This window comes from Janthinobacterium sp. GW823-FHT01H08 (assembly GCF_058797855.1).
The window spans coordinates 3113925-3128337 of sequence record NZ_CM179504.1; the positions used below are offsets into that span (position 1 = coordinate 3113925).

Consider the following 14413-nt stretch of genomic DNA (forward strand, 5'->3'; position numbering starts at 1 on the left):
ATGAAAATCAGAGCGCAAATCGGCATGGTGCTGAACCTGGACAAGTGCATCGGCTGCCACACCTGTTCCGTCACCTGCAAGAACGTGTGGACCAGCCGCGACGGCGTCGAGTACGCATGGTTCAACAACGTGGAAACCAAGCCCGGCATCGGCTATCCGAAGCAGTGGGAAAACCAGGACAAGTGGAATGGCGGCTGGCGCCGCACGGACTCTGGCAAGATCGAGCCGCGCCAGGGCAGCCGTTTGAAGATCCTGGCCAATATCTTCGCCAATCCGAACCTGCCCGCCATCGACGAGTACTACGAGCCGTTCACCTACGACTACGAGCACCTGCAAAGCGCGCCGCTGTCGCAGACGCCGCCGACGGCCCGTCCGATCTCCGTGCTGACGGGGAAAAAGATGGAAAAAATCGAGTGGGGCCCGAACTGGGAAGATGACCTGGGCGGCGAGTTTGCCCAGCGCAGCAAGGACAAGCTGTTCGACAACATGCAGAAGGAGATGTACGGCACGTTCGAAAACACCTTCATGATGTATCTGCCGCGTCTGTGCGAGCATTGCCTCAATCCGACGTGCGTGGCGTCTTGCCCGTCCGGCTCCGTGTACAAGCGCGAAGACGACGGCATCGTGCTGATCGACCAGGACAAGTGCCGCGGCTGGCGCATGTGCATCTCCGGTTGCCCGTACAAGAAGATTTACTACAATTGGTCGTCCGGCAAGGCGGAGAAGTGCACGTTCTGCTTCCCCCGCATCGAGGCCGGCCAGCCTACCGTGTGCTCGGAAACGTGCGTGGGCCGCATCCGCTACCTGGGCGTGCTGCTGTACGACGCCGACAAGATCGAGGCTGCCGCCTCCGTGCCGCAGGAGCAGGACCTGTACCAGGCGCAATTGGGCCTGTTCCTCGATCCGCACGACCCGGCCATCATCGCCGAGGCGCGCCGCCAGGGCATCCCGGACCTTTGGCTCGAAGCGGCCGTCAAGTCGCCCGTCTACAAGATGGCCGTCGAGTGGAAAGTGGCGTTCCCGCTGCATCCCGAATACCGCACCTTGCCGATGGTGTGGTATGTGCCGCCGCTGTCGCCGATCCAGGCGGCCGCCGAATCGGGCAAGCTGGGCGTGAACGGCATGCTGCCCGACACCCAAAGCCTGCGCATTCCCGTACAGTACCTGGCCAATTTGCTGACGGCCGGCGACCAGCCGCCCATCGTCACGGCGCTGGACCGCATGCTGGCCATGCGTGCCTACATGCGCAGCAAGACGGTCGAGAAGGTGGAGAACCTCACGGTGCTCAAGCAAGTGGGATTGACCCAGGCGCAGGTGGAGGACATGTACCACATCATGGCCATCGCCAATTACGAAGACCGCTTCGTCATCCCCAGCAGCCACAAGGAAATGGCCGAGGACAGCTTCAACGAGAAGGGGTCGTGCGGCTTCAGCTTCGGCAACGGCTGCTCGGACGGCAGCAGCGAACCGACCTTGTTCGGCAAGAAAAAACACGGTTCGGCCATCTTCATGCAGATGCCGAAGTCGCGCAAAACGGCGCCAGGCGCCTAAGGAACCGATATGAACAACGCTATGCATCACTATCAAGTCCTCTCGCGCCTGCTGCTGTATCCGGAGCCGGAGCTGATCGCGCACCTGCCGCAACTGGAGGCCGCGCTGGCGGCCGTGCCGGAGCAGCAGGCGCTGTTGCGGCCTTTGCTGGCGCACCTGGAAAGCAGCAGCCTGATCGACCTGCAGCAGCAGTACGTGGCCACATTCGACCGCAATCCCTCGCACTCGCTGCACCTGTTCGAGCATATCCACGGCGAATCGCGCGACCGGGGCCAGGCCATGGTCGACCTGATGGAGGAATACAAGCGCCACGGCCTGCAAATGGTGGGCGACGACTTGCCCGACTTCGTGCCCCTGTTCCTGGAGTTTTTGGCGCAGCTCGACGAGGAAGTCTCGGCGCCGCTGCTGGGCGACGCCGTCCACGTGCTGGCGCACATCGGCCGCAAGCTGACGGCCAACGGCAGCCCGTATGCGCCCGTCTTCACGGTGCTCGAACGCCTGAGCCCCGTGGCGGCCGAAATGCTGGCCGAACCGCCGGTGCGCGACATGGATGAAGCGCTGGAAACCTTCGGTCCCGGTGCGGATGGCGTCGAGCCCTTGCTGCGTCAAGCCCCGGGCGGCGTCCATCCCGTGCATTTTCACCCGCAGCCGCGCCGCGCCGCTTGAAGCGCGCCCGCATGAGGAGAGTACATCATGAGTAATTATTTGCATCAATTTGTGTATGGCATTTATCCATACATCGCGCTGGCCATCTTTTTTCTCGGCAGCCTGATCCGTTTCGACCGCGAGCAATACACGTGGAAGTCCGATTCCAGCCAGCTGCTGCACCGCGGCAGCCTGCGTTTGGGCAATATCCTGTTCCACATCGGCATCATCGGCCTGCTGTTCGGCCATGCGGCCGGCTTGCTGACCCCAGTCTGGGTGTGGGATACCTTGGGCGTGTCGCATAGCCTGAAGCAGGGCGTGGCCATGGCGGCCGGCGGCGTGATGGGCGGCCTGTGCCTGGCCGGCATCCTGATCCTGCTGGCGCGCCGCTTCGGCAATGCACGGCTGCGCGCCGTCACCACGGCCGGCGACAAGCTGGTGATGGTGTGGATTTTGCTGACCTTGCTGCTGGGCCTGTCCTCGATCTTCGTCTCGGCGTCGCACATGGATGGCCACATGATGGTCTTGCTGATGAACTGGGCGCAGCACATCGTCACCTTCCGCGGCGACGCCGCCAGCTTCATCGTCGATGCGCCGCTGGTGTTCAAGCTGCACCTGTTCATGGGCATGTCGCTGTTCGTCATCTTCCCGTTCACCCGTCTGGTGCACGTGTGGAGCGGCTTTGGCGCAGTCGCTTATCTGGGACGCACTTGGCAACTGGTTCGTCGCCGTTAAGAAAGGAGTCATATCATGGGAATCTCCGTCAATGGCATCGATATCGACGATGCCGACATCGCGCAGGAACTGCCGCATCACGACGGTGCCGGCAATCCGCTGAAACAGGCCGTGCATGAACTGGTGCTGCGCCGGCTGCTGCTGGACGAGGCCGAACGCCTCGGCGTGCAGGGCGGCAGTATTGATGACCGCGTCGAGGCGCTGTTCGCGCAGGAAGTACGCGTGCCGCCCGCCGACGATGCGGCTTGCCGCACCTTTTATGCGCAGCGCCCGCAGCTGTTTCGCAGCGGCGCGTTGGTCGAGGCCCGCCACATCCTGTTTCAGGTGACGCCGGAGGCGCCTTTGGAGCTGCTGCGCACGACGGCGCAAGCCGTGCTCGATGCCCTGAAACTGGCGCCCGAGCGCTTCGCCGAACTGGCGGCGCAGTATTCGAACTGTCCGTCCGGCGCCTTGGGCGGTAGCCTGGGCCAGCTGTCGCCGGGCCAGAGCGTGCCGGAATTCGACGCCCTTGTGTTCCGCCTGGAGGCAGGCGCGCTGGCCGGCCATTTGCTGGAAACGCGCTTCGGCTACCACATCGTGCAGGTGCTGCGCCGGGTCGAAGGCCAGGCCATCCCGTACGAAGCGGTGCAGGCGCAGATCGCCGACCGCCTGGCGCGGGCGGCGTGGCAGCGCGCCGTGCACCAGTACCTGCACCTGCTCGTGGGGCGGGCCGACATTGCCGGTATCGAGCTCGAAGGCACTGCCAGCCCGCTGGTTCAGTAAGTAGAAATGCGTAGCTAAAAAGGCGTAGGCCGCTAGGCCTTCTGGGGCACAGCCAGATCGTGCCCCAGCCTTTACAATCACGGAAGAATCAGGAGTAGCGTCATGGGTAGCGTCAAGTTGCAGGACCGTTTTGGCCGTTCGATCGATTATGTGCGGCTGTCCGTCACCGACCGCTGCGATTTGCGCTGCGGTTATTGCATGCCCAAGGGATTTCGCGGCTTCGAGGAGCCGAAGGACTGGCTGACGTTTGACGAAATCGAGCGCCTGCTGGGCATTTTCGTGCGCCTCGGAACGCGCCGCGTGCGGCTGACGGGCGGCGAACCCCTGTTGCGGCGTAACCTGCCGCAGCTGGCGCAAAGGCTGTCCGCGCTGCCCGGTCTGGACGACCTGTCGCTGTCGACCAACGCCACCCAACTGGGCAAGCATGCCGTGGCCTTGCGCGCGGCCGGCGTGGACCGCATCAACGTCAGCCTCGATTCGCTCGACCGCGCCTGCATGCAGCAGATCACGGGGCGCGACAGCCTTCAGCCCATTCTGGACGGCCTGATGGCGGGCAAGGCGGCCGGTTTCGACCCGATCAAGATCAATATGGTGGCCATGCGCGGCGTCAATGACGGCCAGATCGAGGCCATGGCGGCCTTCTGCATCGAGCAGCAGTTCATCCTGCGCCTGATCGAAGCCATGCCGATGGGCAGCACGGGCCGCAATGCCAGCTACATGCCGCTGGGTCCCGTGCGCGAACGCCTGGCGGCCCGCTTCGGCCTGGTGCCGCAGGCGATGGAACTGGGGGGAGGGCCGGCGCGCTACATGGCGACCCCCGACGGACGCTCGAGCATCGGCTTCATTACGCCCATGTCGCAGCATTTTTGCGCCACCTGCAACCGGGTGCGCCTGTCCGTCGATGGTACCCTGTACCTGTGCCTGGGACAGGAAGAGAAATTCGCGTTTGGCCCCATGCTGCGCGGCGGGGCCACGGATGCGCAGATCGAGGCAGCGATCCGCGCCGCCATCGAACTGAAGCCGCAGCAGCATGATTTCAATACGCAGCCCGATAAAATTATCAGGTTCATGGCGCAGACGGGCGGCTGAGTGGAGGTGTCACTGCTGGGGTCAGACCCGCCGGGTCTGACCCCGGATCTTTGCCTGTGGGTGGAGTGATGTCGCTGACTTGACTGCATAGGGGCCACAAACAGGCATTCATTAGGGGTAGTATGAAATTCAAGGCGATGTTTTCCTCCTGGCAGAAGCTGTCGACCAAGATCGTCGGCGCGCTGCTGCTCATGCTGGTGCTGGCCTTGAGCGCCATAGGCTGCACCCTGTTTTTGTCGTGGCAGCTCGAAGGCAGTTCGGCCGCCATCAACGAGACGGGCCGGCTGCGCATGCAGACCTACCGCCTGACCCTGCTGCTTGCCAGCGACGCCCGCGAGCAGGCGCGCCAGCAAGTGCTGCTGATCGACGAGACCCTGGCCAAGATCGGCCACGGCGACCCGCAGCGTCCCCTGTTCCTGCCCCCCAGCACGGCCATCAAGTCCGAATTCGAACGCATCGGCGTCGCCTGGCGCAGTGCATTGCGTCCGGCCGCCCTGGCCGCCGATTCCATTGTGCGCGCGCGCCAGTTCGAGCATGATGCCGACACTTTCGTGGGACAGGTGGACCAGCTGGTGCGCCTGATCGAGCACGATAGCGAACAGCGCACCTTCTGGCTGCGCGCCTCGCAGCTGATCCTCGTCGGCATGGCCGTCATCGGCACGGTCAGCATGATTTACCTGATGTTCATGCTCATCATCGAACCGGTGACGCGGCTGCGCCTGGGCATGCAGCGCATGAAGGAGCGCGACTTCAGCGTGCGCCTGGCCGTCGAGAGCAATGACGAATTTGGCCAGCTGGCCAGCGGCTTCAACCAGATGGCCGACCGCCTGCAGGCGCTGTACGGCAACCTGGAAGAGGGCGTGCGCAGCAAGACGGCCACGCTCGAATACCGCAACCGCGAACTGGCGCTGCTGTATGAAAGCGCGGCCTTTTTGCAGCGCCCGCAGCCGCTGGAAGACATCTGCGGCGGTTTCATGCAGCGCATCGTCGATTATTTCGAGGCCGACGGCTCCACCGTGCGCGTGCTCGACGCCGAGCGGGGCAACCTGCACATGGTGGTGCATACGGGCCTGTCCGAAGAACTGGTGGCGTCCGAGCATTGCCTGAAGGTGGGCGACTGCCTGTGCGGCACGGCCGTCGAGATGAAGGTGGCGAAGGTGCACGACATGCGGCGCATCGACAAGGCGCACGAGCTGCGCTGCCACCGCGAGGGCTTTGCCACCGTCTCGGTTTTCCATATCCACGCGCACGAACAGCACCTGGGCTTTTTCAACCTGCATTTCCGCCATGCGCGCGTGTTTTCCGCGCGCGAGCTGGCCTTGCTGGAAACCCTGGGCCAGCTGCTGGGCATCGCGCTGGAAAACCTGCGCCTGGCCGCGCGCGAACGCGAGATGGCCATTTCCGAAGAGCGCAACCTGGTGGCGCAGGGCCTGCACGACAGCATCGCGCAAAGCCTCAACTTCCTCAACCTGCAGGTGCAGATGCTCGACGACTCCGTGCGCAATGCGCGTTTCGACGAGGTGGCGGGCATCGTGCCGGCCCTGCACGCGGGCGTGAAGGAAAGCTACGAGGACGTGCGCGAACTGCTGGCCAATTTCCGCAGCCGCCTGATGGAGGATGACCTGATCGGCTCCCTGCGCGCGGCGCTCGACAAATTCCGCCGCCAGACGGGCATCGACGCCGAGCTGCTGGCCGACGTCGACGGCGCGCCATTCCCCCGCGAGCAGCAATTGCAGTTATTATTCATCGTGCAGGAAGCGCTGTCGAACATCCGCAAGCACGCGCAGGCCAGCCACGTCGAGGTGCGCCTCGCCGATCACCAGGATTTTACGCTGACGATCAGCGACAACGGCGTCGGCTTCGACGCTGCTGCCGTGCTGGAAAAGGGCGACAGCCATGTCGGCATCCATATCATGCGCGAGCGCGCGCAGCGCATCGACGCCACGTTCGACGTGCATGCCTGCCCCGGCGGCGGCACGACCGTCGAACTGCATTTGTCGCGCGAGCAGCGCCGCGCCGCCTAAGCCACTATCAGAAAGTATAAAAAAATGGAGACTCCCGATAAACCGATCACCGTCATGCTGGTGGACGACCACGCGCTGTTCCGCAGCGGCATACGCTCGCTGCTGCAGCGCCATACGGACTTTTCCGTCGTCGGCGAGGCGGCCGATGGCGTGGAAGGCATCAAGCGCGCCATCCAGCTGCAGCCCGACGTGGTGCTGCTGGACCTGAACATGGCCGGCATGTCCGGCGTGGAAGCGCTGCAGCTGATGCAGCACGACTGCCCCGATACGGCCATCGTCATGCTGACCGTGTCGGAAGACGCCGAAGACCTGGCCACGGCCCTGCGCGCGGGCGCCTGCGGCTATTTGATCAAGAATATCGACGCCGACTACCTGGTGCGCGCCATTCGCCGCGCGGCGGCCGGCGAAGTCGTCATCGCCGAAGCGATGACGGGCAAGCTGGTGGCGCAGCTGCAGGCGGGCACGCGGCGCGAGGAACCCGTGTCGGAACTCGACAAGCTCACGCCGCGCGAAAAGGAAATCATCGACTGCCTGTCGCGCGGCGAGAGCAACAAGGGCATCGCCCGCACCCTCGACCTGGCCGAAAGCACGGTCAAGATCCACGTGCAGAACGTGCTGAAAAAACTCAACCTCACGAGCCGCGTGCAGGCGGCCGTGTACGCGGTCGAGCACCGCCAGGGCAAGTAGCCCGAGTTGGGGTCTGACCCGCCGGGGCAGACCCCGTGGTGACTTCTCGCTATCTCTCTAGTCCTTTATGCCGATGGCGGCATCTGCGCTTTTAAAGTAGTATATTGAATATATCTTTAAAGGCGACTCCATCATGGCCATCACCCCGATCAGCGAACCTTCTCCACCTTCCACGACAGCAGGCGCCGCTCCCTGGCATGCCGGCCACGCCGTCTGGCAACTGGGCTTCCGCCCGTTCTACCTGCTGGCGGCCGTGTTTGCGGCCATCGCCATTCCCCTGTGGCTGGCCAGCTATGCGGGCCTGCTGCCGGGCGGTCTGCAGGCGGGCCTGGGATGGCACATGCATGAAATGGTGTTCGGCTTCGCGCTGGCCGTCGTCGTCGGTTTCCTCTATACGGCGGGGCGCAACTGGACGGGCTTGCCCACGCCGCACGGTGCGCAGCTGATGGCGCTGGCGGGGCTGTGGCTGGCGGGACGCGTGGCCATGCTGTGCGGTCCCGGCCTGCTGCCGGCGCTGGTCGACTGGCTGTTCCTGCCGCTGGCCGCCTGGCCCCTGTACCAGGTGCTGCGCCGCTCGGGCAATACGCGCAATCTGTTCCTCGTCGGTCTGCTGGCCTTGCTGGCGCTGGCCAATGCCCTGTTCCACGCGGCCGTGCTGGGCTGGCTGCCGCTGTCGCTGTTTGTGCCCGTGCAGGCGGCCATCTTCATCATCGTGCTGATCGAATCGGTGATCGGCGCGCGCGTCATTCCCATGTTTACCCGCAATGGCGCACCTGGCAGCACGCCGGTGGCCAGCCCGAAACGCGCGCTGGTCGCCGTGGCCTGCATGGCGGCGGCCGCGATCGCGTGGCTGGCCGGTGCGCCCGCCTGGCTGACGGCGCCGCTGGCCTTGTGCGCGGCAGGCGTATCGCTGGCCAATCTGCTGGCCTGGCAGCCGCAGCGCACGGTGCGCGTGCCGCTGCTGTGGATTTTGCACCTGTCGTATGCGTGGATCGGCATCGGCTTTGCGCTGCTGGCGGCCGCCAGCCTGGGTCTGCTGCCGGCCAGCGCCGCCTTGCACGCGCTGACGGTGGGATCGATGGCGGGCCTGATCATCGGCATGATGACGCGCACCACCCTGGGCCACACGGGACGTGCGCTCAAGGGCGGCAGGGCGGAAGCGGCGATGTACTGGCTGATCCAGCTTGGCGCGCTGGCGCGCCTGCTGGCTGCCGTCGGTCCCGCCTCGCTGTCCATGCCGCTGCTGCTGGCGGCCGGCGCGTGCTGGTCGCTGGCCTTTGGCCTGTATGCGTGCGTGTATGCGCCTTATTTGTGGCGTGCCAGGGTGGATGGCCGCGAAGGCTAGCCTGGCGTCAGAACGGGCGCCAGGCCAGCAGTTTCTTGATTTCCGGCGTCCAGTAGGACAGCGATTCGCCCACGACGAATAGCAGCATGCCCAGCATGAAGGCTCTCAACAGCAAATCCCTGCACCAGATCATGGTGTCTCCTAAAATTTCATATTGGCAAGTCTATCATTGGCATGCGCTGCCATGTTGCGTTTCTGGCATGGCCGCATGACCGGGTGCCGGCGTCTGTGCCGTGAATGCGGCGACGGCATCGATGGCGTGCGCCAGCGCCTGTTCCAGGGCATCGAGCGCGGCCGACGCATCGCCGCCCGCGTGCAGCAGCTGTTCGGCTTGCTGGGCGGCTTGCAGGGTGGCGGGCAGGGCCAGGCTGCCTGCCACGCCGGCCAGCTTGTGCGCCAGCGCGGCGGCGTCGCCGCGTGCGTTGGCCGCCAGCAGCGCGCGCATGGCGCCCACCGTGTTGCGGTAAGTGTTGCCGAAGTGCGACAGATGCTGGCGGTAGGGCGCTTCGTCGAGCCACTGCGCCATCCCTTGCGCCAGGTCGATCACGGGCGCCGCGCCGCCTGCCCGCAAGGGCGTCGCCGCTTCGGTCGCTGCCGGCGGCAGAGCCGGCAGCCCTTGCGCATGGCGCCGGTGCGCGCTCGCGATCAGGGCGATGGTCTGCGGTACGTCGAACGGTTTGCTGATGAAATGGTTCACGCCCGCTTCCAGCGCCGCCGTGCGCTGTGTCCGGAACGCCCCAGCCGTCAGGGCCACCACGGGCAAGTCCTGGAACTGCGGCAGCTGGCGCAGCGCGCGCGTCGCCTGCAAGCCATCCATGACGGGCATCTGCACATCCATCAGCACGATGTCGACGTCGGACGGGTGGGCCAGCAGCCAGTCCAGCGCCTGCTGGCCATCGCAGGCGAACGAGGGCAGGGCGCCCTGGTCGCACAGGATATGGTTGACCACGTCGCGGTTGATGTCGCTGTCGTCGACCACCAGCACGCGCACGCCGGCCAGCACGCGTGCGCCCAGCGCTGCGTGGCCCGTGTCCAGGCCGGCCGCTTCAGCACGCCGCTGGCGCGCTTCCATCGTCGCGTTGTACAGGCTGGAAGCCGTCACCGGTTCGTTGAGGATGGCATCGGCCGGATTGGCCGGGTCCGTATGGCGGCGCGCGGGCGCTGTCGCCGGTGCGCCGCTGGCCGCCAGGATCACGATGGGGCAATCCTGCGGCGGCAGGTGCTCGCGCAGGGCGCGCGCCGTGGCTTCCCCGTCCATGTCCGGCATGCGCGCGGCCAGCACGATGACGCCGGGCCGCGCGTCCTCGGCGCAGGCGAGCGCATGCTCGAGCGCCGCCTGGCCGCCGGAGACGGCATGCACGCGCCAGCCCAGGCCCTGCGCGACGGCGGCCACGCCGGCGCGCGAGTCGGCCTTGCCGTCGGCCAGCAAGACGCGCAAGCCCTGCATGTCGGGCGAGGACGGGGCGCTGGCGGGCATCAGCTCTAGCGGCACCGTGAAACTGAATGTGCTGCCCTGGCCCATGACGCTTGTCAGGCGCATGGCGCCGCCCATCAGGCGCACCAGCTGGCGGCAGATGGTCAGGCCCAGTCCCGTGCCGCCGAAGCGGCGCGTGGTGGAGCTGTCGGCCTGGGCGAAGGCGGAAAAGATCGCCTCCTGCACCTCGGGCGCGATGCCGATGCCCGTGTCGCGCACGCTGAAACACAGCACCGCGGCGTCGCCGTCGCGGCTCTCCAGCGCGCTCGTCAGCTCGACCGCGCCTTGCGCGGTGAACTTGATGGCGTTGCTGGTCAGGTTGACCAGCACCTGTTCCAGCCGCAGCGCGTCGCCCATCACCTGCTCGACGCCATCGGGCAGCGGCCCGATGCGCACTTCGATCGGCTTGTCATGCGCGGCCACACCCATGCTGGCGGCGATCTTTTCGATCACGTCGGCCAGGCGGAACGGCGCCCGTTCGATGGTCATGTGGCCCGCCTCGATTTTCGATACGTCGAGCACGTCGTTGATGATGCCCAGCAGGGACTGGCCGGCGGCGCGGATCTTGCGCGCCATGAGCAGCGCTTCGCCATCGAGGCCGTCGCGTTCCAGCAGCCAGGCCATGCCGAGGATGGCGTTGAGCGGCGAGCGGATTTCATGGCTCATGTTGGCGAGGAATTCTGCCTTGCTGCGGTTGGCCGATTCGGCCGCGTCGCGCGCCAGCAGCATGGCCTCTTCGGCCTGCTTTTGCGTGGAAATATCCTGGGCAAAGATCAGGGTCGCCGGTCCATCCTTGAGCACCACGCGCGTGGTGGTCTTGTACATGGGCACGGGCAGGCCCTGCTTGCCCAGGCCCACGGCCTCGAACACCTGTTCGCTGGGCGAATCCGCCTCGATCAGCGCTTCATTGGCGGCCAGCGCCGCCAGCGATGGCGCGGAAATCATGGCGGACCAGGGCAGGCCGTTCAGATTGTCATCCGCCGTGTAGCCGTGCAGCCTGCGGTAGCGGGGATTCGAGTAGATGAAGCGGCCGTGGCGCAGGATGGCGATGGCCACGGGCGCGTCTTCGATCAGGGTGCGAAAGCGCGTTTCGCTGTCGGACACGGCTTGCATGGCCTGGCGCTCCGTTTCCTGCTCCGCATGCCAGGCGGCCTGCTGCCGCCGCCGCCGCTGGCTCCAGAACAGCAGGCTGGCCGCGGCCAGCGCCAGCACGGCAAAGGAAAGGACGTAGCCGAGCGCCTGGCGTTGCAGCGGGGCGGCGATGGCCGCTTCTTCGCGGCTCAGGCCGATGATGAGGGCGCGGTCCATGTGCAGGGCCGGCGGGGCGATGGTCGCCATGGCCATGACGCGGGGGGCGGCGGGGGCGCCGGCAATGTCGACGCCGCTCAGGACGCCCGCCTGATAGCCGCTGTCGCGAAAGCGCCGCAGGAAGCTGCCGGGGACGTCCATATTGGCGCCATTGGCAGTCCTGGCCGGGTAATTCAGGAACTGCCGGCCGTCGCCATGCAGCACCACGGCCCAGACGTCGGGCGCGTACATGGCGGTGCGGAACTTGGCCGTGAAGTATTCGGGGGCGAAGGTGGCCACCACCACGCCGGCAAAGCGGCCTTGCTTGTCCTGCACCATGCGCGACGCCGTGATGACCAGGTCGCCCTTGAAGGTATGGAAGGGCGCCGAGATGTACAGCATGCGCGCATCGGGGGCGTCGCGCGCCGTCTGGAAGTAGCCGCGGCGCGAAAAATCCTGGTCCGCCAGTTCCGCGATGTTGGTGGCGACCGGCTTGCCTTGCGCATCGATGACCAGCATGGTGCGCACGCCAGGCATGGCGTCGACCAGCGCGGCCAGGCGCCGGGGCAGCGCTTGCCCGGCGTCCGGTGCCGTGCCGGCGGCCAGATAGTCGCGGATCACGCCGCCCAGCACCAGGTTGGTTGCCTCCAGGTCGACTTCGATATTTTTTGCCAGCAGCGCCGTCAGCACGCTCAGGCGCTCGCGTTCGGCCGCGTCGTGGCGCGCCGCCTCGGCCAGATGCGCATAGGCGAGGGCGGCAGCGACGATGAGCAGCCCGAGGAGCAAGAACAGCCATTCGATCCATTGTCTGCGCACCGCCGCCGCATCTGTGTGATAGGTCATGTGGCGATGCTATACCCGATATGGATTGAGAACAACTTTTGCGCACAACTATGCATGTGATAGTGTGGCCAATTTGCCCCCAAGGGACAGGGGCAGGTGCAGGCGGAAGACGGCGCCCTGGCCCGGCGCGGATGCCACGCCGATGCTGCCGCCCATCAGCACGACGAGCTGGCGCGCGATGGCCAGGCCCATGCCTGCGCCGTCATGGGCGCGGCTCGGCGAGTCGTCCGCCTGCGAGAATTTGTCGAAGATGACGCCCTGCTGCGCCTGCGCGATGCCGATGCCCGTATCGCGCACTTCGATCTGCAGGTCCGCGCCGCTGTGCATGACGTGCACGTCGACCCTGCCCGCAGCCGTGTAGCGGATGGCGTTATCGAGCAGGATATCGAGCACGCGCACGAGGCGCACGCGGTCGCAATCGATGCAGGGCGGCGTGGCGGGCGCCACGTGCGCGGCCAGCTGCAAGCCCTTGCGGGCCGCGCGCGGCCGGTGCGGCGCCAGCGCCAGTTCCAGCAACTGGTCCAATGGCGCGGCGCTGGACTGCAGCCTTACCTGGTCTTGTTCGAGCGCGCTCAATTCCATCGCCGCCTCGACCATGGCCAGCAACTGGCGGCCGCTGTCCTGTATCGTTTGCGCGTAGGCGGCCTGTTCCGGCTGGCGCAGCTGCTCCAGCAGCAGCTCGGAAAAGCCGAGGATGCCGTTCAGGGGCGTGCGCAATTCATGCGACATGTTCGACAGGAAGCGCGACTTGGCCTCGCTGGCGGCGATGGCCCTGGCGCGGCTGTCGACCAGGCGGCCGATCAGCAGCACCAGCGCGGCCCACGACAGCACGATCAGGGCGCTTGTGATGGCCGCCATCAGCAAGGCCTGGTCGCGGCGCGAGACGTAGTCGGCCAATACCGTGTCGCGGTCCAGCCCGACCAGCATGTACAGCGGGTAGCCGGCCAGTTTTTCGAACGCGTAAAAGCGCAGGACACCGTCGACGGGACTGCGTTCGGTGAAGCCGCCCCGCGTTTTACCTTGCATCAGAGAAAACACCTTGCTGCCGCCGATATCCTGGCCGATGGTGTCGACGGCGCCGACCCGGCGCGCGCGCACCACGCCGTCGTTGCCGACCAGTTCGGTGGAGCTGTTGTCGCCCAGGTCGACTTCGTCGTACAGGCGGGTAAAGTAATACGGGTCCATCGAGACCACCACCACGCCCTTGAAGCGGCCATCGGCATGGTTGATGCGGCGCGTCATCTGGATCGACCATTTTTTTGACACGCGGCCCAGCACCGGCTTGCTGATATACAGTTCGCCGCTGTCGCGCTGCATGTGTACCCGGATGTGCTCTCGGTCGGCCAGGTTGGTGGGCTGGAAAGGGCGGCTCGACAGCACCATGTCGCCCTGTTCGTCGACGATGGTAAACAGGTTGTACAGGGGGCCGGGATTGAGGCCTTGCCGCAGATCGGCCACGATGTCGAGGCGGCTGCCCAGCGCCTGGTAGCGGCTGCGCAAATACGTGACCGCCTGATCCGCCGCCTCGATCGTGCGGATTGCGTGTTCGTCAAAGACGCGCGCCATGCTGCGCGCATCGCGCCCGGCGCCGGCGACGGCGGCGTCGTAGGCGTGCCGCAGTTGCAGCATGGTGATGCCCCACAAGCCCGCCAGCAGCACGGCCATGAAGAGCGACAGCAGGGTACGCGTATCCCAACGCTCCCAACGCTCCCAGGCCATGGCCTTCCAGTATCTGTGCTGCCGCATGCCGCCTCCGCAAGGTCTGCCAGTTGTGCCGTTGTGCGAGGATGCCCGGCGTCGCTGGTGCGTCGTTTTATCAATTATAGCGAATATAATTGATTTTAACGATTAAAATGATTTTTTTGCGGGGAAAGTGTTGTATTGTGCGCGGCCCGGGCGGCTAAGTAATCCTCGGGAAATTATTGTGAATTTATGACGAACAGAACCGGATGCTGTGCAAGGCGCCTGCAG

At 65.7% G+C, this 14413-nt stretch carries 11 protein-coding genes; 8 read left to right on the forward strand and 3 right to left on the reverse strand.

Translation table 11 applies throughout. The annotated features are described in order from the left end of the window. The 8 genes from narH (at window position 1) to AC3RCG_RS13905 (ending at window position 8838) form a co-directional block, all read left to right on the forward strand. Window positions 1–1551: a nitrate reductase subunit beta gene (gene narH, locus AC3RCG_RS13870; RefSeq protein WP_070313634.1), complete on the forward strand. Its 1551-nt coding sequence runs from the start codon at window positions 1–3 to the stop codon at window positions 1549–1551. Between the two features lie 21 nt (window positions 1552–1572). Further along, entirely contained in the window at window positions 1573–2217 is a 645-nt protein-coding gene (gene narJ, locus AC3RCG_RS13875; protein ID WP_083287114.1) for a nitrate reductase molybdenum cofactor assembly chaperone, read from the forward strand. A 27-nt stretch (window positions 2218–2244) separates the two neighbouring features. Further along, window positions 2245–2931, forward strand: coding sequence for a respiratory nitrate reductase subunit gamma (gene narI, locus AC3RCG_RS13880; RefSeq protein ID WP_070223616.1), 687 nt, complete (start codon window positions 2245–2247; stop codon window positions 2929–2931). A 15-nt stretch (window positions 2932–2946) separates the two neighbouring features. Further along, window positions 2947–3693: a peptidylprolyl isomerase gene (locus tag AC3RCG_RS13885; RefSeq protein ID WP_492401616.1), complete on the forward strand. Its 747-nt coding sequence runs from the start codon at window positions 2947–2949 to the stop codon at window positions 3691–3693. Window positions 3694–3795: 102 nt separating this feature from the next. Further along, window positions 3796–4782, forward strand: coding sequence for a GTP 3',8-cyclase MoaA (gene moaA / locus AC3RCG_RS13890; protein ID WP_070313637.1), 987 nt, complete (start codon window positions 3796–3798; stop codon window positions 4780–4782). 122 nt (window positions 4783–4904) lie between these two features. Then, complete coding sequence (locus AC3RCG_RS13895) at window positions 4905–6806, forward strand: type IV pili methyl-accepting chemotaxis transducer N-terminal domain-containing protein (protein WP_230506041.1); 1902 nt, start codon at window positions 4905–4907, stop codon at window positions 6804–6806. Between the two features lie 24 nt (window positions 6807–6830). Next, on the forward strand, window positions 6831–7493 hold the full coding sequence (locus AC3RCG_RS13900) for a response regulator (RefSeq protein ID WP_034781594.1): 663 nt from the start codon (window positions 6831–6833) through the stop codon (window positions 7491–7493). A gap of 133 nt (window positions 7494–7626) precedes the next feature. Further along, window positions 7627–8838 (forward strand): NnrS family protein, encoded by a 1212-nt coding sequence (locus tag AC3RCG_RS13905; RefSeq protein ID WP_492401615.1) that lies wholly within the window; start codon window positions 7627–7629, stop codon window positions 8836–8838. Window positions 8839–8845: 7 nt separating this feature from the next. Here AC3RCG_RS13905 and AC3RCG_RS13910 read toward each other — a convergent pair whose 3' ends face one another. The 3 genes from AC3RCG_RS13910 to AC3RCG_RS13920 are packed head-to-tail and all read right to left on the reverse strand — an operon-like array spanning window position 8846 to window position 14188. Beyond that, entirely contained in the window at window positions 8846–8971 is a 126-nt protein-coding gene (locus AC3RCG_RS13910; protein ID WP_257218121.1) for a hypothetical protein, read from the reverse strand. Window positions 8972–9004: 33 nt separating this feature from the next. Beyond that, on the reverse strand, window positions 9005–12442 hold the full coding sequence (locus tag AC3RCG_RS13915) for a response regulator (RefSeq protein ID WP_492401614.1): 3438 nt from the start codon (window positions 12440–12442) through the stop codon (window positions 9005–9007). Between the two features lie 48 nt (window positions 12443–12490). Continuing rightward, on the reverse strand, window positions 12491–14188 hold the full coding sequence (locus AC3RCG_RS13920; RefSeq protein ID WP_492401613.1) for a sensor histidine kinase: 1698 nt from the start codon (window positions 14186–14188) through the stop codon (window positions 12491–12493). Window positions 14189–14413 lie beyond the last annotated feature (225 nt).